The organism is Bradyrhizobium erythrophlei (genome assembly GCF_900129425.1).
GTDB lineage: Bacteria > Pseudomonadota > Alphaproteobacteria > Rhizobiales > Xanthobacteraceae > Bradyrhizobium > Bradyrhizobium erythrophlei_C.
Genome location: NZ_LT670817.1, coordinates 241987 through 257977 on the forward strand (window position 1 = coordinate 241987; position 15991 = coordinate 257977).

A 15991-nucleotide genomic window follows, 5' to 3' on the forward strand; every position below is an offset into this window, starting at 1 on the left:
TCCACGCCCAATTATTCCCATGTTGGGGACACTTTGAGGGACACCGCTAGAAGTCATGGCCCGCCGTACTCGTTCTGCATCACTTGAAAACCGCACCAATCGTCTGAAGCTCCCAATCCGCAAGAAGCCCTACACGGCGCTGATCGCCCCCGGCATCTTCCTCGCCTATCGCCGCAACGCTGGTCCCGGCACGTGGTCTGTGAAGTGCGGCTGGCTCCAGCGGTTCGGCCTTGCCGATGATCACGAGGACGCGAACGGCGAGAGCGTGATGTCGTATTGGCAAGCGCTGGAGAAGGCTAAAACCTTGGCGCGCGCTGACGAAGGCAATAGCGAAACGCCGATCAGCGTCAGCGACGCCGTGGACGCCTACGAAACCGATCTCGAAACGCGCGGAGGCCGCAAGTACAACGCGACCCAGCTCCGCCTGCATCTCACCGACGCCATAAAGAGCAAGGCGGTCGCGCTGCTCACCGAGCGCGAGCTGCGCGACTGGCGCGCTGGTCTGGTCAAGAAGGGACTGAAACCCTCCAGCGCCGACCGCATCGGACGCTCGTTCAAGGCGGCGCTGGCCTTGGCAGCGCGCAACGATAAACGCATCGCGAACAGCAGCGCGTGGAAGAACGGACTGCGGAAGCTGGCCGACAGCGAGGTCGCGCGCAACGTCATCCTGCCGGATCAAACGGTCGCCGCCTTGGTCGGCGGTTCATATGATGAAGATCAGGATTTCGGCGCGCTGATCGATGTTCTGGCCGAGACCGGCGCGCGCGAAAGCCAAGTGTTCAAGCTGACGCTGCACGATCTGCAGGACCATCATCCGACCGGGCCGCGCCTGATGATGCCGACGAGCAGGAAGGGCAAGAACCCCAAGATCGAATATCGACCCCTGCCGATTTCGCCGCGCTTGGCGAAGGTGCTGCGCCAGCAGGCCAAAGGTCGTCCTGCGCATGGGCCGCTGTTCGAGAAGATTTGGAACTTGGCGACGCACTTCCGGCCGGTGGTTGAACGTCTCGGCCTCGGGCCGGAGGTGACGCCCTATGCACTACGCCACAGCTCGATTGTCCGGCAACTATTGAAAGGTGTGCCGACCCGTGTGGTCGCTGCGCATCACGACACAAGCGTCGTGATGCTCGAAAAGCATTACAGCCGTTTCATCATTGGCGACCCGAGCGAGGCGCTTACGCGGGTGACGCTGCTTGATCTAGGGGCGTTGTCGGGCTCGGCAGAGGTCGTTCCGCTTGAGCGGCTGGCGTCGTGACGTTCAAGGCATTCACCGAGTCGCAACGCGGCTGGCGCTGCCACCAAATTAAATCCCGCTCCTAGGTGTGGCTCTGCAGGCGGTGCGGCGGGATCGGGCAGCGGAGCGCGTTGGGGCGGATGGTGGTGATCGATGCCGTCATCGCTCATCAACGATGATGTGGGCAACGATGGTTCGGCGTCCTATATGTTTTGCCGCCCGGGTTCGGTGCATACCGTCAAATAGCCGATATGGATAGCCGTGCAGCTTGGACGATTGCCGGATGACTGCCACTGGAGGGAATTCGTCCCCAGCCCGCATCATCGTCGCATATTCTCGCCATTTTGGCGTAGCGCAACGCCACGGTTGGATCAAACGTATTGGAATACGCACGCGCTTCGGTTGGTCGTGATGCTTTGTCATGATTGATGTCCGATTTGATCTCGCCGGGGTCGGCCTTGGACTGCTTACTGTCCCGCAGTCTCGCGCGCACGCCGCCACTCGGCAGCCGCCTCGATGGAGATCGTGACCTTGCGGAGCGTGCGCATCTCGCGCGGTCCAAGCCCGGCGGCGCGAAGTTTGTAATAGAAGGCTTCGCAGATGCTATGCGCCTCGCAGAATTCCCTGATGGTGAATACCATGCGCGGCACTTCCCGAGCCTTGCTGGTGCTGCTGGGTGTAGTGGTATGTTGCGGCATGGCCGTCGGAGTTTTGCGCTTCATCGGAAAGTCTGAAGCAGAACGCGCTGCGCCGCGCAATCCAGATACCAAACGAAAAGTGACGTGGTTTGTTACTGGTGTTGGATAACTTCGGCGCTACGATATCCAACACCAATTCCAAATAGCGTTTGGTATCCTTGTTCACAAAAGTACGAAACAGTCTATTTAGGACGGCACCCGACGCACGGGTGCACGACCAACGCGGTCGTGCCCACACTATGGGAGCACGACATGAAGAGCGCCAAATTCTTAGGATTTTCTGAGCTGCGCGGACGCGGCATTCCGCTCGGCCGCCGTCAGCTTGATCGGTTGGAAGCCGCAGGCAAATTCCCGCGTCGAGTGCATATCAGCGAGCGCCGTGTCGGCTGGGTGGCCGAGGAGATCGAAGCCCATGTCGCGGACAAGGTCGCCAATCGTTGCGCCCGCATCGGCTCGACCTGACACTCATCGCACGCGAAACCCGCCCCCGGTGCCGACCGGGAGCGGGCGAAGTCAGTGACCAACAAATCGAAAGGGCCGAAGGCCCAATGCGCAAATCACCAACACCATACTTCACGCCCCGCCGCAAGGCGGCTCGGTCATGAGCAGCAAGGCCAAGAGCAAGGGCAAGTTCGAGTTCATTCTGGCCGTGCTCGCCGACACCAGCTTGTCATCAACCGCCAAGTGCGTCGTCGTCGCGCTGCTGCTGAAGTGGCACAACAGCAGGACGGGTCAGTGCAATCCCGGTCTGACCGAGATCGCCAAGGCGGTTGGCCTCACCCGGCGCGCCGTAATCCCGGCCGTCGCAGCGCTGAAACGGTCCGGCTGGATCAACATCGACAGCACCAGCGGCGGATCACAGCGCAACACAAACCGTTATAAATTCGACCTTTCCCGGATCGCACCAGTGTCGTCCACTTCACCCCCAGCCGGTGAAGAGGACTGCACCGGTGAAGAAAACTTCACGGCAGGGGTGAAGCAAACGTCCGAAGGGGTGAAGTACACTGCCCACGAACCCTTTAAGAACCCCTCTCCCCTCTGGGGAGAGGGGGAGGGGGATGCCGCCGCGCGGCGCGCGCCTGACGGCGCGCCGCAGGAAGGGGAGGAACTTGCTTGGTCTGAATTCTCCCAGCGCTGGCAGCGCGGCCATGCCGACGATCCGGTGAAGGTCCGCAAGGCGTTCGACGGGGCAATCGCCGAGCATGGCGCGACGGCGATCTTGGAGAGCGCTCGGCGCTGGGCGGAGACAAAAGAGCCTCGCTTTCTGCCTGAGCCCGTGAAGTGGCTGGCCGGTGGATGGCGTACTGATCCTCCATCCGCGCGCTCTACTGGTGCTGGCGATGGCGGTGGGCACCGTGGGCGCGGCAAACCCAATCCAGTCGAGGAGATGTTGCGTGCCGGGGGGTTCGAAAAATCCGGGGGGCATTGGTCATGAGCGGTCAGCTTCCGCAAGATCAGCGTCGGCTGCCCGCGCCGCGATCCGGCAATGAGTGGCCTAATCAATTCGTCATCACAAAGGCCGCGAACAAGCTGGATCGGCTGGTCGCCGAGATGGCGCGCATGGTGCGGGCAATAAACTCGCTGGAAAAGCCAACTGCCCAACGCGTCGAGCTGGCGAAGGAGGCGGCAATAGACTGTGAGAGGCGCGTGCTGCCGTTGGTCGTCAGCAAGGACGATGAACGCAGCGAGGCCGATGAACTGTTGGATCGGTGCGAGCCGGACAACTGGCGCGATGAAAATGGCCGCCCGCTGAAATCGGAGATCGCGAAGATGCTGGCGATCCACATGGGGTCAATTCCGATGCCGTCGAACATCGGCGTTGCGGTGTTCACCCGCGTGCTGCTCGACGACGTGATGGCGCTGGAGCCGTCATTTTTTATATTGGAGAGCGCCTGTCGCGAGTTGCGGACCACCAAGGATTGGCACCCATCCATTGCCGAGGTCATCGCCGCAATCAAGAAGCAGCGTGGCGAATGGTGCGAGCGCCTCGACGCGGTGGAGTGCATTGAGGGGGTCTATGCCGAACTCGTCGAAGCGATTGCCGAGGCTGAAGCGCAACTCGCGACCGAGGAGGAACGGCGGATAAAGGCAGCCGCAGAACGCAGGAGGGCTGAGGAACGCAAGGCGGCCAAGTCACAGCCGCTCGTAGTCGGCGACCGTGTCCGTACTGTCGATCACGGCACCGGCACCGTTTTGGAGATTGTACCGATCCATCGCTTCTACGTCGAATACCTTGTGCGCTTCGATACCACAAGCCTCTGGCATCTTAGTGCGGCCTACTTCGAACGCCTGATCGCTGGCGACGAAGGCTATGAGCCTCCCGCCCTGCCCATGATCGAGCACAAGCCGTCCCTGCCGATGGAGCCAATCACACTGACGGATCACGAAACCTGTTGAAATCTCACAAACCAAAGGAAGGAAGACGCAACATGCCCTCCCACGTGAACACGGCGGCTGATCTCGAAAAATACTTCCTCGGCTTCGCTACGAAGCTGTTCCATGCGCCCGGCGCGCCCACCTTGGCGAACTGGCCGCCACGTCGAAGGCCATCCCAGCGCCATCGCTGGTCGATCTGACGGCCAAGCTGGCGCAGCTCGACCCGCGCGTCGTCGGCTGGGTCAAGAAATCGGCGGCCTAAGCATGCGCGCGCTCTCGCAAAAGGTTCTTCCCCACGGGGGGTGCTCCACGGGTAGCGTCCGCGGGCTGGGTATCCCTAGTCCCAGAATTTCATAAGGCCCACAACTGTTTTTTGAGGCAAACGATGCACGAATACACGATCAACAGGTGCGCTGAAATGCTCGAACGTGATCGGGCATCAGTTGCCCGCGCGCTGCGCAACGTGCCGCCCGATGCGGGAACGCCGAAGCGGCCGCTCTATCGGCTCGCAACGGTGACGAAGGCGCTGACGGCACATCACGCGAAGCCCGATGGTCGTCGTGGCAACGGTGATGAAGCCCGGCTCACTGCGGCCCGCGCCGAGCTGGCGCGCGAGCAGACGGTTGCGGTCGCGCTCAAGAATGCAGTCGCGCGCGGTGAATACGTCCGCCTCTCACTGATACAACGCAGCGCGGAGACGATCTTCGCTACGTTCAGGGAGCGGGTGTTGACGATCCCGGGCAAAACGGCCGCCCTTTGTGAGGGCCGGTCGCGCGCCGAGATCGAGGAGATCGTGCGCGGCGAGGTCTACGAGTGCCTCGACGAGCTTTCCGGTGTCAAAACCGTAGGCGAAAGTCCGGGCGATGACATCGGCGCGGCGGACGACGTTGCGGATGAGGCGGACTGATGGCCGATCCCGCCCGCATCACCGATCAGTCGCCGACGGCCGAGGCCGCCACCATCACCGATCAGTCGCCGATGGCTGATCCCGCCGCCAGCACCGATCAGTCGCTGCCGCCAGAGATCGCCGAGAAGATGACGGCCGCAGGGTTTTCGCCTCAGGTCGCGACGCTGGTTGAAATTATCGAAGATTTTGCGCGGGCGCAGGCTGAAGTCCGCGCAAAGGCCGCGCGAGTCGCCGAGCTGGAACGTGCGGCCGAGGAGATGTGGCCCCTGAAGCGGCTGTTGCCGCTCGGCGAGTCATACGAGTTAGCGCGCCGTGCGGCCGAACGCGGTGTGCTTGGAGCAACCCGCGTCGGTGGTCGTTGGTTCTGCACCAAGGCGGAGATGGAGCGCTGGGTTGCGGCAACCGGCCGCCGCTGATGCCTGCGGTGGATTTCGTAGTTTTAAAGCGCGAGACAATTGGCTCGCGATGCCTCATGCTTCATCCGTCTCCTCCAATGGCAGTAATCCTCCATGGCTCTTTTCCCGAAAGCATCCGATCCGCAGAAGAAAGCGCAGCGTGATCTCGACGCGGCGCGCGCAAGCCGCAACAGCCTGATCGAACGCCGCCAGATCGCTGAGACCAGCGCCGCCGAGCACCGTGACAAAGCGCGCAAGCTGGCGCGCGAAGGGGCCGATGACCAGACCCTTTCGGCCGCCGAACTTGACATGCGTCGCGAGCAGGACCGCACTGCGACGTTTACCGGCGCGATCAGCGATGTCGAGGCGACTATCGCCAGCCTTGAGGGCGAGATCGCGCAGATTATCGACCAGCGCTGCCGCAATGAGACGGCGACGGCCCTGACTACACTCGCGGACAAATTGGCGGCGGCGGCCACGGCCTTCGATGAACCTGTGGGGCAGCTTGCCGAGATGGCGCGCGAGAGCGCGCTGATCGTCCTCGACGGCCATCCCCTGCAAGTGTTCATGCATGCCGTCAGGGAGCAGGTGCCGCCTACAATCGCCGTGATCACCAACGGCCTGCGGGATCACGCCAAGGCGGTACTGGCTGGGACCCTTCCTCCGACGTTGCCGAAGCCAGCGGCGGAGCCCGTCAAACCTAAGGCTACCGAAATGCGCGAGGAGAAAGCGCCGCGTTCGCCGCATGCCGCTTTGGTCAACACCTCTGATCCGGTCATGGCAGCAGCAAACTTCCAGCCGCTTGATCGCGGACCCGCCCGCAAGCTGGAGATTGCGCCGTGAAAGCCGCACCTCCGGGCTGGGAGCCGCACAAGATCATGTCTCGCATTGATGGCTGGGTTGTCGATCCCGACGATGAGGATCGCATCCCGACCGTCGTCGCGGAGCTGATCGCCCGCGCAATGCCGCAGCTCGGCGACCACACCGTCGCCGATATTCGCGCGCGCATGTACGCCCGCCACAGAAAGGTGCTCGGTCATGACTGAAGGAATTCCGGCTGATGAGGTCCCCGAGCACCTTGCCGCCTCTCCGGCCGGAACGGTGACCGCTGCCTGCGTCGGAGTTGGCAACGCCGACAATGGCGGCGGTCACGAGGAGGCCGATGACTATGATGAATTGCTGGCCTCGCTCGGTCGCACGGAGGAGCACGACCAACGAGTGGCCGTCCATGAGCTGGGCCATGTTTTCGTTAATCGCTTGATCGGAAACTGCAGCATTTCTGAAGTTACGATCAATCCCGGCGACGGATTTGACGGGCTCTGTCGGGGCGCGGGGCGCGCGGCGTTTGGGTCTGGCGGGGCTATTGGTGTGGACGCGCGAGTCATTCGCGAGGTATTGCAGCCGCTGATGCCGCCCGAAGGCGAAGATCGCCGAGCCAAGGCCGATGTCTTCCAGTCCGTGCTCGATGCTGTCACCGAGTTGATGGCCGGTGAAGTTGCGGAGAAGATGCTACTGGACGGTGAGCCTACCTCTTCGGGCGATGATCGCCGTCAGGCGCGAGAGCTTGCGGCGTTGATCTGTAAGACAGGCCCGGCGACTGATCGCTTCATCTTGCTCTGCGAGCAGCAGGCTTACGATCTGCTCTCTCCATACGTGGGGGTGCTCATGTCGATGCAGATTGTGTTGCGAATTCACCGAGCCATGACTGGCGAGGAGATGGACCGGGCAATCGCTACCGTGGTTGCTGGTCAGGCGTTGGCGGTTGAGCGTCTTCGCCGCGCCGATTGGCGCAAGCGCGAGGTATCTGCCAACAGCTTTGAGGCAGCATGTGATCACGTTAATGGCGCATCAATGCCACATCTTGCGCCAGATCGGGTGCGGTAATCAGCGTTCCCAGATCGGAAGGCTCGGCGGATGTACCCGGCCCGATGATCTTGAAAGGCCCCGGCGTGCTCCATGACCGGGGCCTTTTTCTCGATAGCTGGCTCTCAGTTAGCGCTGATGGCCCAATCCAACGCCCAGCGTGCGAGCTTTCTGCCTCAACGAACCTTCGGACCTCTTCATCAGCTTTGTGAGTTTGGCGACAGGCGTGCGTGCTTTAGAATGTGCCTTGAGCAGCTTCACATCGTCCTTCGTATACTCTTTGCGCTTGCTCACCGTCTTCTTCGCCACTTCATGTTCTCCAGAATGGTTGTAAGGTCGCGTAGTAGCACGCCGAACTCGCCGGTCAAGCGAGCGGATGTGAATAAGATGTTCGGTGATGATCACTGCACGTGGTGGCGATCATCGAGGAGAACAAGCCAGTGGTGCTCGCGCTCGCGCGGGCCTTGATAGATCATCAGGAGCGCCCCCTCAACGCCGCCGAGATCGACGCGGTGATCTCGCAGACGTTGGCACGAGAAGCGCTGGCAGTCGAACAAGCCCGCCGCGCCGTATGGCGGCGCACCATCGAAAACAACGAAAACTTCGCCACGTCCTTGACAAAGCGAGCAGCGCCACGACTCTCATTTATTGGAACCTGAGCTGGGCAGGTAGGTCGCAGAGTCCCTCTGTCGTTGGAGGTACGGCAATGGCGATTTCCAAGTGGGTGCTTTTAATTCTCGTGGTGTCGATTGCAGCAGGCTTATCGGGCGTCGCTAACCGGTCCAGCGTATCTGCTGACGTTGCGGGAGCGCTGTTCGGCACACTCCTTATTATTTTCGTGGTCCTGCTTGTCTTGGGCTTTACAGTCTATCGACCGGAGTGACCCTTTAATTCCGGCACCTTCACGCTGTAGGCCGCCGCAGTCGCGGCCTCCTCGTTAACCTCATCCGTCCGAGGCTGGCTTGGTGGGTACCGGCGCGCAGGGTACCCTGCCAGCCGCTAAACGGTTCCGCCTGTTTTGGCGCGCGCCAGACGACCCCGCTCCACGGACCCCAAGGTACAGGGCGAGGTCGCTGGCGACGGTTGGAGGTTGAATGTCCGCCGCAGACAGCTAACGGACCCAAAGAAGCATCGTTGCAGTGGCCTAATCTGTACCACCGCATGCCGGACATCTAATCTCAGTCTGCTGCGTGGATGGCTTTTTCATCGTTGATCTCTTAGGCCGCCTCAGTTGGCGGCCTCATCGTACGAAAAGAATAGTTACAATTGCAGATTGTAGACTTTCCGTGCGCGATTGTCTGTATGATATGGAATATCACAAGTTGCGATGCGAGCCGGATTGATCCGTACATTGCGCCTCCCAGCTACACCGAAGTTCTGGTTGGTCTGTTCCCGTCGGCCTGTTGGTGCTGGCCTGTTTTAACCCCTTGTGGCCTAATTTGATTTTCGCCATGGCCTAATTTGAATTGTGGCCGGGAACCGAACGGCCCGCATCTGCATTTCAGGTTCGGAAGTGCAAACCCTACGGTTAGGACCCGTAAGCACGAGGTTATGTGTCATGAAGCGACTCCGACGTTTCAAAGAGATCACCCTTCGGGATCGGATTGTAGCTTGGGCTAAAAAAGTGCGAGCGCAAGCCGCAAGGCTTCCTCCCGGTCCAGATCGAGATGAGTTACTGAAGAAGGTTCGACGGGCCGAAACAGCGATGCACTTGGAGGACTGGGCCAATTCACCGGGATTGCAGCCGCCCAAGTAAGCTGCCTCAGTCGGCCACACGCGAGTACAAGATGAGCGGTGGCATCATGAACCGCGACACATTGCTCTACCGAGCTTCGCTGATCTGGCTGGCCGTCTTGACGGCCGGATTGGTCTACGTGCTGCTTACGTTGTAAGGCCGCCTCAGGTGGCGGCCTCTTTCATGACAGCCATGACGAGGGGCCGCGCGGCGCAGGGTCTTCCCCGCCCGTCAGATGATCTTCGATGTTATCGGCGATCTCGTCGCAGACCGATGCTAACGCAAGCAGTTCGGCTTTGACGAAAGGATCGTCGGCCTGCTCGACAAGTTTTCGATACTTGACCGCTTGATCCTGCAGATAGTTAAGCCAATCATGAATGCCGAACACAGTACCGTTGAGCTTGGAGTGGTGACACATAGTGGAGCTTTCACTAGAAGGCCGAATGCGTGAAGCTGATGTAGGTTCGCCATCTGCCGACACGGGCAGAGCCATCAGCGATTACCAAATCTCTCGCCCCGGCCTCATATGGCGACGCGGCTCCCAATCACTAATGGGAAATTTCGAAGGCAGTAATCGGAGCAGCCGATGGCACTGGCATCAGCCCAGAAAAGGACGCTGCTCCGATACCGATGACCATCTTTTAACTTGCCAGCAGGGATTTCTCGGCATTTTCTGCGCCGCATGGAAAAGCGAGATCGCCAAAAACCGACCTCTCCACGCTGCATAAAATGCGGCGAACAACCCCAGTTTACCGCGAGCATGCTTGACCCGCCGACCGGACGGACATTTCACATGTTCGAATGCAAGTGCGGCAATAGAACTTGGATTTCTGAGAAGATGTAAGGCCGCCCAGCCCGGCCTCTTTCATCTGCCTTGGCAACGGTGCACGCCTCCCAGCGTGGTCTTACCCCCCGCCCGTCAGATGATCTTCGATGTTATCGGCGATCTCGTCGCAGACCGACGCCAACTCAAGCGAGTTTTTTTTCAGGACAGGATCGTCCGTCTGCTCGGCAAGTTTCCGATATGTGGCCGCTTGGCCCCGTAGACATTCAAACCAATAATGCATTCCGAACACAGTATCGTTGGGCTTGGAGTGGGTGACAATCCGCTGTGGAGCTTTCACTAGAACGCCGAAGCGTGAAGCTGATGTAGGTTCGCAATCTGCCGACACCACTAAATTGAGTTTCAGAAGCCAACTGTTTTGAAATGGCGAGTGGGCTAATTCGGCCAGTACCGCGCGGTAAAGTACTGGCCCGTTTGACTCCTAGTGGCCTAATTTGAATTTCGCAGTGGCCTATTTGGATCTAGGGAGAAGTTTATCCCTGATGTAACGCGACGTCGGCGTCAGACGGATGCCGCGCGGTTTGCACCATGTCGCCTTATCGATTTCCTTTTTATCGCCGATTGTCAGGCGACCGGACGCTTTCAATGTCACAAAGATCGCGTCGCTCATTTTCCGGCCCGAACGACGGTTCTTGCCTTTAACTTCCCTCCAAAGCTTAACGCGTCCAAGTTTGAGTTTCGGAAGTTCTTCTTTGATCTCCCTGCGCAGGCAATCTTTATCGCTCTCCCGCGCGCGCTTGCGTCCTCCGGGAAACATCCAAAGCCCGTCGCGCTTTCGTCTTACGAGCAGCACCCGTCCGCGTTTCGCAGCCACGAGTTTCGAGGACTTCGCCATTTCCTAAAGCACCATATGCCTAATCACCTATAGTTTAAGCCGCGAGCCTAGGCCCGAAACCTTACAAATTTGCAACGTTGTTTCCAGAGTTGAAAACGAGGCCAACACCGCCGAGCGATCATATTCCGCTCAGTGTTGTGCTTTTGGTGCCCGCAATCGCGAAGACTGCCTCAGTTGGCGGCCTCCTGAATTATCGTGCCTATAGAAATGCGAGCGCCAGCACGACAAGCCATCCCACAATAACCAAGGGACACAGCTCCGGCTTGCTTAATGGCGAATTCGACTCAAAGGGCGCAGCTTGATCCAACGACGCATGGCGAAAGTTTAATTTAGTCGTGTGATATTTGAACATCGCACGTCTCTCACGCGGACGGTTACTGTCGTATATAACGCCTAAGGCAGGTCAACTCAAACGGACCAAGACAATGACCGATAACGTGACTTTAGTTCCCAATATCTTGCAGCCAACAGCTGCCTTGAAGGCCTTCGCGCCGATGGGCATCAAGTTCTGGGAGAACCAAGAAACCGCGCTCGCAGGCTTGAGGGAATTTGCGGACGGTTGGTTTGCCCGGCGTCACAAGAGCATGCAAGCGGCGCTTGAAGCGGCCAAACATATTGGCGATGCCCAGACGCCCTCCGATATACTCAGGGAATATCAAAACTGGCTCACACGAGAGGCGGAATTGATTGCTGAGGACGGGAAGGCTTATCAGCAAGAAGTGCTGGCGGCGGGAGCTCACCTGATCGCACGGTCGGAAGCGCAACAGACCGACTAGCTTGGACCGGCTAACACCCCTTTTCATAAAAGCGGACCGCCCCGCGCGGGCGGTCCCGGACCTCTGCCGATCTCAATATCCGCATCGTGCACATGCGCCAGCAGTTGGCCGAGGTCGTGCATGTCGAACCATTCTCCGCAGCCCGAGCAATTGCCGAAATGATCGGCCCTCGGTTTCAGCGATGCCGTCAACGTCAATGCCGGTGTTGCGGGCTAATCGCAATCATTCAATGACCTCATATCCAAAGACGACGCCTTCCGGGTCGTTCTCCTTGAACCACTCATCGGCGAGTTCTGGGTCTGCGAAAACCTTGAGATGATCGGGATGGCCGACATAGTGGTTGGTATCGACGTAAATCCAGACCATCTTCCTTGATCCGTCTGTCATCACAAATCCTCTCGGATGCCCTTGAAGAACGGGTGGCGCACTTTGCCTTCGGCCGATTTTGCCGACGCTGTTGTTCACTCGAACAGCTTTTCGGGTCGGACCGTAAGTCGGATGGCTACATAGGTTGAGCCATCGAAAACTTCGAGAACCTGATCACAGGATACGCAATGAAACTCACCCTTGCTGCCCTTTCGGGACACCAGCTCAATGCGGCGGTAACCGCTGTGGCATTTGAGACAGGTCACCTCAGACTCCCGCATTATCATTTGGTCTTCTCCTGCAATTCCATGGAGATCAAACGGTGACATTCATAGAACCAAGCCGATAGTCATCCCAAGGTGTTAGATGTTCGCTACGCCGCCCGATCTTCCTTGTCCGCCCCACGCGCGACGATCTTGAGTGCATCATCAGCCAACGGTCGCTGCAGTGCCCTCGCTTCATCCCACGGCGCGCGCATCCAGACATCGCGCTCTTCATCGGTCGTCAGGAACACCGGCATGGCCTTGGGATGGATCGGCTTCACGACGGCGTTGGGCGCTGTGGTCAGGAAGCCGTGGAGAGCGGATGGTGGGCTTCGACCGCGTTGCTACTCAAGCCGCCGCGCTGCCCTTACTGGTTCCGGCGCAGGAACCATCGTTGCCGTCACGCTTCTTCATCATGGGTTCATAACAGGGGGTCTAACATCCCGACTAGTCGCACTTGTCAAGAGGAATAACGACGCCCGTCGCAAGAGCACCACAGTCGCAGGTTCGCTAGGATGGGAGTTTCGCATGAACCAAGTACTAGAACCCTCCGATGAATGCCCGCATTGCCGTCTTCCGCTCGAAATCCTAAGCGTGAAAGTAGGGCTGAGAGGTACCGCGATGGTCTACGCTTGCACGAACTGTGCAATGACGCGGACACAGAACCCGAAACAGCCACCGCCTCGGCGTCTTTTAGGCGCGCTCAGCATGATCGGGGCAAAGTTCGGTCGGCATTCTTCCAGTGAAGTTTCCCACGAGCTAGCAATCGAGTGGGTGCACAAGAGAACGCGCATGATCGCTTCGAAGGACCCACAGGAACAATCGGGATCGTAGCTCAGGCCGAGGACGCCTAAATAAGAGCGCGGCGAAGATAGATCCGTTGAGAACGAGCCAACCGGTCAGTACGGCAGAGAGAACTGACATGGCAATTTCTCCTGTACGCGCCCCTACCGGCGTTCGTGCAGTTGGCTCAAGCGCTCATCGTGCCGGGTCAGCATCGTCGATCGCATCCTGCATTCGTTGACTTGAACTTCGGTAATGTTCTCCATTGCACACTGCTTGAGGATGCGTTCGGTATCGGGGGATTTGACGTTCCATGCCTCTTTAACGGCGACGCCTAGGATTAGAAAGCCGATCAGCGCAATAGTGGAACCTTTCATCGTTCCGCTCCCTTCTTTTTTCGCTTTGCCGGTTAACTCTCGGGGGCGCAAAGTGTTGCGCACGACAGGGGCGGATATCGGAAAATACGCCCGGCATCGGCGGCAGGCTACCAACGTACCGGTTGATCACGCGGAACAGCGCGATGATCGCGGCTTGGTTTGTGGTGACGCTGTAGAGATTGCACATGGTCAGGACAAATGCTGGCTTCCCGAATTCTCGCCATTTTTGCGCGTTTGTTCGAGATGCACGCGCAGACCCGCTTCGTAATTGAGAAACTTGCGGAAGAGGTTGCGAAGGTTTTGGGTAAGGTTTTCAAACTGAGATTTGAAATCGGGCTGGAGCGCCTTCCGCTTCGGGATGGCGGGGTGAGGTTGAACCTTCCGCGATGGCATGACGGTGATCCACATGGTGTGGGTTGCCGCATTTCTTTCTCCCGCCAAGGCCCCCAATTGACCGACGAGTGATGTGCCAAGCTGGCGCATGCCGTCATCCTCGGCGCGATCAAGGACGGCCAGCAACAAAGCAACAGTGATATCGCGTTGTGATTGATCGGACTTGAGTGCGAGAAACACGGATGTGGATTGGCCCCAGCTTGTGCCCGACAGCGTGTGAAAGATTTGCATAATCATCGACTGGCAGTCGTTCCAAGCCAGCGTGACGTGACCGAGCAGAGCGGCGTGCTCATTGTAAAAGCGATCTTCATCGTCCGTGTCGCCCATCATCTCTCTCCCGGCCACCACGTCGAGGGCGGATCACTCGCGCTGATCTTGGTCGCGCGCAGTGCTACCAGATGGCTCCGCGTGTAGGGGTAGCCTCTGACCTGCGAGCAGTCCTTGCACCGCATGTAGCGCTCCAACACGTGGACCGGCGTTGCCTTCGGTCGCCGCACGATGTCGAGGGCAACGGTCTGATGCGTGTTGCAGCCAAGGCATTTCACTTCGAGATAGCGGTATCCGGCGTTGAGCGCGTCGCCTAAGGCGGGTGACGGCTGTGCCGGTCCATTGAAGGCGAGCATGCGCCCGTTCCACGCCTCGACCGCGAGCTTGTCGGCTTCCTTGCGGGCCTCTGTCGCCCGCTCTGCCGCCGCCCGCACCGAAGCGCCGTAGATGGTCTCGCGTGATTTGCTCCCCATGGCGAGAGGATGCGCCGGGCCGCGCGGGACAGGCAAGCCGCTACAGATTGCGGTGGATGACGTGCCGGGCACAACGGAGGCGTCCGAGCACCTCCGCACCAGTTCACCCGCGCTATTGGTTGGCGACGGCGATGCCGAGCGGAAAGCGAAACGAGGACGGTCAAACGCTAAGGTTATCCCACGGGTGAGGCTTGCTTCTACGCTTTCTCAACGCGTCACTCATATCCTGAGGAACTTCTATGTCCAATTCCCCGAGGGCGCTTAGGAAGTCGCCAACAATCTCGCTATCGAGCTTGAACTTTAGGTAGCTGTCGACATCTTCGATGAAATTTGAAATCCCTGCAAACTCTTTTTCAAGCTCATTGCGCGTAAGCTGCATGAAGCCCGCCGCCTTAGCATGGGGGCCGTAGTAGCTCACCACACCGCACTCAACATTGCTTACAGGAGGGATCTTACATTTTTCGAAGATCTGATTGCTTTCGAGTTTGGCGGTATCGAGGCGGTTTTTAATACCTTTCTTTGCATCGCTATCATGCTTTCCAAGTCCGCGCTTCACCTCAAAAATTCTCAGAACCCTACCGTCGTAAAGTATGAGGTCAATCCGAAGTCCCTTTCGATATGATGCATTGGACAGTTCTACCTCATCCCATGCCTTCCAAGCAGGATCGGTATTGATGGCAATACCCAATGCCTTTTGAAGTATCGTCCCATGTCGCTTGTATATCGAGGATATCTTGCTTGTGGCGCTGGACGCGCTGCGTGTTACGAGGACATCGGCAGCGAACTTTCCGTTCTCAAGTGTCTTAACAGTCTGCCGAATTGCGGACGCCATTACGGCGCGTTCTTTATCGGTAATCAAGATGGGCATTTTGCTTTATCGTTAAACCATCGTCCGTCGCGCCGGAACGCTACTTAAGGAGATCGAGCCCTTTCGCTCTCCTGAAGTTGTTGATGTAAGTCTTGCACATTGCGAAAAGCCCTGTCGTCAAAACTTGTGAGGGCGGTAACGTCCAGCTATCCGGGTTCTGGGCGTAATAAGTCTCAACGAGCCGAACAAGCATCCCGCTATTCAACTTCGATTGCTGAGTACAAGAGCTGATGCCACGCATGTTCGCTTCGCTATAGAGATCGTTCTCTATCATCGTATTGAGCCCGAGGTCATATGCGCCCATCATATATCCCGACTTTTGTTCTGCACTGAGGTCTCGCCAATCCGCATAGCTGCCGATGTACCCGCCGAAGGCGGGTACGCTCAGGTCCACAATCAAAGCCACTGTCAGCGATGTCCGTCGCATTGCATGCCACTCCAGTTTATCTATCTCTTGGGCCGCGCCGAAGACCACCAAGCGCGGGCTTTAGGTCGCTCATAGAGCGATGTCCGGTGCCGGGGCATCTTTTTTGACGGT

Annotated in this window: 23 protein-coding genes and 2 pseudogenes; 13 read left to right on the plus strand and 12 right to left on the minus strand. The window is 58.7% G+C overall.

Going from position 1 to position 15991, the window contains the following annotated elements; genetic code table 11:
• The first annotated feature begins 55 nt into the window (after window positions 1-55).
• The gene (locus tag B5527_RS01070; RefSeq protein ID WP_079599643.1) at window positions 56-1255 is read left to right on the plus strand and encodes a tyrosine-type recombinase/integrase; all 1200 of its coding nucleotides are present in this window, start codon (window positions 56-58) and stop codon (window positions 1253-1255) included.
• Window positions 1256-1701: 446 nt separating this feature from the next.
• Here B5527_RS01070 and B5527_RS01075 read toward each other — a convergent pair whose 3' ends face one another.
• Window positions 1702-1956 (minus strand): hypothetical protein, encoded by a 255-nt coding sequence (locus B5527_RS01075; protein ID WP_079599644.1) that lies wholly within the window; start codon window positions 1954-1956, stop codon window positions 1702-1704.
• Window positions 1957-2184: 228 nt separating this feature from the next.
• Between B5527_RS01075 and B5527_RS01080 the strand changes: the two genes are divergently transcribed.
• The 9 genes from B5527_RS01080 (at window position 2185) to B5527_RS45135 (ending at window position 7494) form a co-directional block, all read left to right on the plus strand.
• Window positions 2185-2394 carry a helix-turn-helix transcriptional regulator gene (locus B5527_RS01080; protein ID WP_079599645.1) on the plus strand — a complete coding sequence of 70 codons (210 nt, stop codon included), beginning with the start codon at window positions 2185-2187 and terminating at the stop codon, window positions 2392-2394.
• 139 nt (window positions 2395-2533) lie between these two features.
• Window positions 2534-3367 carry a helix-turn-helix domain-containing protein gene (locus B5527_RS01085; protein WP_079599646.1) on the plus strand — a complete coding sequence of 278 codons (834 nt, stop codon included), beginning with the start codon at window positions 2534-2536 and terminating at the stop codon, window positions 3365-3367.
• Window positions 3368-3483: 116 nt separating this feature from the next.
• Window positions 3484-4329 carry a hypothetical protein gene (locus B5527_RS01090; protein WP_154071920.1) on the plus strand — a complete coding sequence of 282 codons (846 nt, stop codon included), beginning with the start codon at window positions 3484-3486 and terminating at the stop codon, window positions 4327-4329.
• Between the two features lie 32 nt (window positions 4330-4361).
• Window positions 4362-4508: a hypothetical protein gene (locus B5527_RS43215; protein ID WP_154071921.1), complete on the plus strand. Its 147-nt coding sequence runs from the start codon at window positions 4362-4364 to the stop codon at window positions 4506-4508.
• Window positions 4509-4693: 185 nt separating this feature from the next.
• A complete protein-coding gene (locus tag B5527_RS01095; protein WP_079599648.1) occupies window positions 4694-5215 on the plus strand; it encodes a hypothetical protein in 522 nt (173 codons plus the stop codon).
• Window positions 5215-5631: a hypothetical protein gene (locus B5527_RS01100; protein ID WP_079599649.1), complete on the plus strand. Its 417-nt coding sequence runs from the start codon at window positions 5215-5217 to the stop codon at window positions 5629-5631. The genes B5527_RS01095 and B5527_RS01100 overlap by 1 nt, the downstream gene beginning before the upstream one ends.
• 93 nt (window positions 5632-5724) lie before the next feature.
• Window positions 5725-6453, plus strand: coding sequence for a hypothetical protein (locus tag B5527_RS01105; protein ID WP_079599650.1), 729 nt, complete (start codon window positions 5725-5727; stop codon window positions 6451-6453).
• Window positions 6450-6656, plus strand: coding sequence for a hypothetical protein (locus B5527_RS01110; protein WP_079599651.1), 207 nt, complete (start codon window positions 6450-6452; stop codon window positions 6654-6656). Before B5527_RS01105 ends, B5527_RS01110 begins: the two co-directional genes overlap by 4 nt.
• Entirely contained in the window at window positions 6649-7494 is an 846-nt protein-coding gene (locus B5527_RS45135; protein ID WP_079599652.1) for a hypothetical protein, read from the plus strand. The genes B5527_RS01110 and B5527_RS45135 overlap by 8 nt, the downstream gene beginning before the upstream one ends.
• A gap of 108 nt (window positions 7495-7602) precedes the next feature.
• Here B5527_RS45135 and B5527_RS01120 read toward each other — a convergent pair whose 3' ends face one another.
• Window positions 7603-7782, minus strand: coding sequence for a hypothetical protein (locus B5527_RS01120; RefSeq protein ID WP_079599653.1), 180 nt, complete (start codon window positions 7780-7782; stop codon window positions 7603-7605).
• 101 nt (window positions 7783-7883) lie between these two features.
• Here B5527_RS01120 and B5527_RS01125 point away from each other — a divergent pair, with 101 nt between their 5' ends.
• Together B5527_RS01125 and B5527_RS01130 are read left to right on the plus strand one after the other, a co-directional pair.
• Window positions 7884-8132 (plus strand): hypothetical protein, encoded by a 249-nt coding sequence (locus B5527_RS01125; RefSeq protein ID WP_079599654.1) that lies wholly within the window; start codon window positions 7884-7886, stop codon window positions 8130-8132.
• Window positions 8133-8179: 47 nt separating this feature from the next.
• Window positions 8180-8356 (plus strand): DUF1328 domain-containing protein, encoded by a 177-nt coding sequence (locus B5527_RS01130; protein ID WP_079599655.1) that lies wholly within the window; start codon window positions 8180-8182, stop codon window positions 8354-8356.
• A 1033-nt stretch (window positions 8357-9389) separates the two neighbouring features.
• On the opposite strand, the gene B5527_RS01140 is transcribed toward B5527_RS01130, so the two are convergent.
• Window positions 9390-9701, minus strand: a complete 312-nt coding sequence (locus B5527_RS01140) for a hypothetical protein (RefSeq protein WP_154071922.1) — start codon at window positions 9699-9701, stop codon at window positions 9390-9392.
• Window positions 9702-10503: 802 nt separating this feature from the next.
• Window positions 10504-10887, minus strand: coding sequence for an NUDIX hydrolase (locus tag B5527_RS01145; RefSeq protein ID WP_079599658.1), 384 nt, complete (start codon window positions 10885-10887; stop codon window positions 10504-10506).
• Window positions 10888-11312: 425 nt separating this feature from the next.
• Between B5527_RS01145 and B5527_RS01150 the strand changes: the two genes are divergently transcribed.
• Window positions 11313-11663: a hypothetical protein gene (locus B5527_RS01150; RefSeq protein ID WP_079599659.1), complete on the plus strand. Its 351-nt coding sequence runs from the start codon at window positions 11313-11315 to the stop codon at window positions 11661-11663.
• A gap of 222 nt (window positions 11664-11885) precedes the next feature.
• Here the strand turns inward: B5527_RS01150 and B5527_RS43225 are convergent, their stop codons facing one another.
• The 8 genes and pseudogenes from B5527_RS43225 to B5527_RS01180 form a co-directional block, all read right to left on the minus strand.
• Window positions 11886-12050: a hypothetical protein gene (locus tag B5527_RS43225; RefSeq protein WP_154071923.1), complete on the minus strand. Its 165-nt coding sequence runs from the start codon at window positions 12048-12050 to the stop codon at window positions 11886-11888.
• A 352-nt stretch (window positions 12051-12402) separates the two neighbouring features.
• Window positions 12403-12618, minus strand: a pseudogene (locus B5527_RS43230) (SOS response-associated peptidase); the annotation flags it as partial.
• Between the two features lie 621 nt (window positions 12619-13239).
• Window positions 13240-13452 carry a hypothetical protein gene (locus tag B5527_RS45140; RefSeq protein WP_172842444.1) on the minus strand — a complete coding sequence of 71 codons (213 nt, stop codon included), beginning with the start codon at window positions 13450-13452 and terminating at the stop codon, window positions 13240-13242.
• Between the two features lie 33 nt (window positions 13453-13485).
• A pseudogene (locus B5527_RS45960) lies at window positions 13486-13639 on the minus strand (SOS response-associated peptidase); the annotation flags it as partial.
• A 2-nt stretch (window positions 13640-13641) separates the two neighbouring features.
• A complete protein-coding gene (locus B5527_RS01165) occupies window positions 13642-14172 on the minus strand; it encodes a hypothetical protein (RefSeq protein ID WP_079599660.1) in 531 nt (176 codons plus the stop codon).
• Complete coding sequence (locus tag B5527_RS01170) at window positions 14172-14585, minus strand: hypothetical protein (RefSeq protein WP_079599661.1); 414 nt, start codon at window positions 14583-14585, stop codon at window positions 14172-14174. Before B5527_RS01170 ends, B5527_RS01165 begins: the two co-directional genes overlap by 1 nt.
• 160 nt (window positions 14586-14745) lie before the next feature.
• Window positions 14746-15453, minus strand: a complete 708-nt coding sequence (locus B5527_RS01175; protein ID WP_079599662.1) for a hypothetical protein — start codon at window positions 15451-15453, stop codon at window positions 14746-14748.
• Window positions 15454-15493: 40 nt separating this feature from the next.
• Window positions 15494-15931 (minus strand): hypothetical protein, encoded by a 438-nt coding sequence (locus B5527_RS01180; protein WP_079599663.1) that lies wholly within the window; start codon window positions 15929-15931, stop codon window positions 15494-15496.
• Between the last annotated feature and the right edge of the window lie 60 nt (window positions 15932-15991).

Bases quoted from the DNA above. Each gene is read 5' to 3' on its own strand.
- B5527_RS45135 (WP_079599652.1), top strand. From the start codon at position 6,649: ATGACTGAAGGAATTCCGGCTGATGAGGTCCCCGAGCACCTTGCCGCC.
- B5527_RS01105 (WP_079599650.1), top strand. From the start codon at position 5,725: ATGGCTCTTTTCCCGAAAGCATCCGATCCGCAGAAGAAAGCGCAGCGT.
- B5527_RS01075 (WP_079599644.1), bottom strand. From the start codon at position 1,956: ATGAAGCGCAAAACTCCGACGGCCATGCCGCAACATACCACTACACCC.
- B5527_RS01165 (WP_079599660.1), bottom strand. From the start codon at position 14,172: ATGGGCGACACGGACGATGAAGATCGCTTTTACAATGAGCACGCCGCT.
- B5527_RS01070 (WP_079599643.1), top strand. From the start codon at position 56: ATGGCCCGCCGTACTCGTTCTGCATCACTTGAAAACCGCACCAATCGT.
- B5527_RS01145 (WP_079599658.1), bottom strand. From the start codon at position 10,887: ATGGCGAAGTCCTCGAAACTCGTGGCTGCGAAACGCGGACGGGTGCTG.
- B5527_RS01095 (WP_079599648.1), top strand. From the start codon at position 4,694: ATGCACGAATACACGATCAACAGGTGCGCTGAAATGCTCGAACGTGAT.
- B5527_RS01170 (WP_079599661.1), bottom strand. From the start codon at position 14,585: ATGGGGAGCAAATCACGCGAGACCATCTACGGCGCTTCGGTGCGGGCG.
- B5527_RS01140 (WP_154071922.1), bottom strand. From the start codon at position 9,701: ATGGCTCTGCCCGTGTCGGCAGATGGCGAACCTACATCAGCTTCACGC.
- B5527_RS01175 (WP_079599662.1), bottom strand. From the start codon at position 15,453: ATGCCCATCTTGATTACCGATAAAGAACGCGCCGTAATGGCGTCCGCA.
- B5527_RS43215 (WP_154071921.1), top strand. From the start codon at position 4,362: ATGCCCTCCCACGTGAACACGGCGGCTGATCTCGAAAAATACTTCCTC.
- B5527_RS01130 (WP_079599655.1), top strand. From the start codon at position 8,180: ATGGCGATTTCCAAGTGGGTGCTTTTAATTCTCGTGGTGTCGATTGCA.
- B5527_RS45140 (WP_172842444.1), bottom strand. From the start codon at position 13,452: ATGAAAGGTTCCACTATTGCGCTGATCGGCTTTCTAATCCTAGGCGTC.
- B5527_RS01100 (WP_079599649.1), top strand. From the start codon at position 5,215: ATGGCCGATCCCGCCCGCATCACCGATCAGTCGCCGACGGCCGAGGCC.
- B5527_RS01080 (WP_079599645.1), top strand. From the start codon at position 2,185: ATGAAGAGCGCCAAATTCTTAGGATTTTCTGAGCTGCGCGGACGCGGC.
- B5527_RS01085 (WP_079599646.1), top strand. From the start codon at position 2,534: ATGAGCAGCAAGGCCAAGAGCAAGGGCAAGTTCGAGTTCATTCTGGCC.
- B5527_RS01090 (WP_154071920.1), top strand. From the start codon at position 3,484: ATGGCGCGCATGGTGCGGGCAATAAACTCGCTGGAAAAGCCAACTGCC.
- B5527_RS01150 (WP_079599659.1), top strand. From the start codon at position 11,313: ATGACCGATAACGTGACTTTAGTTCCCAATATCTTGCAGCCAACAGCT.
- B5527_RS43225 (WP_154071923.1), bottom strand. From the start codon at position 12,050: ATGACAGACGGATCAAGGAAGATGGTCTGGATTTACGTCGATACCAAC.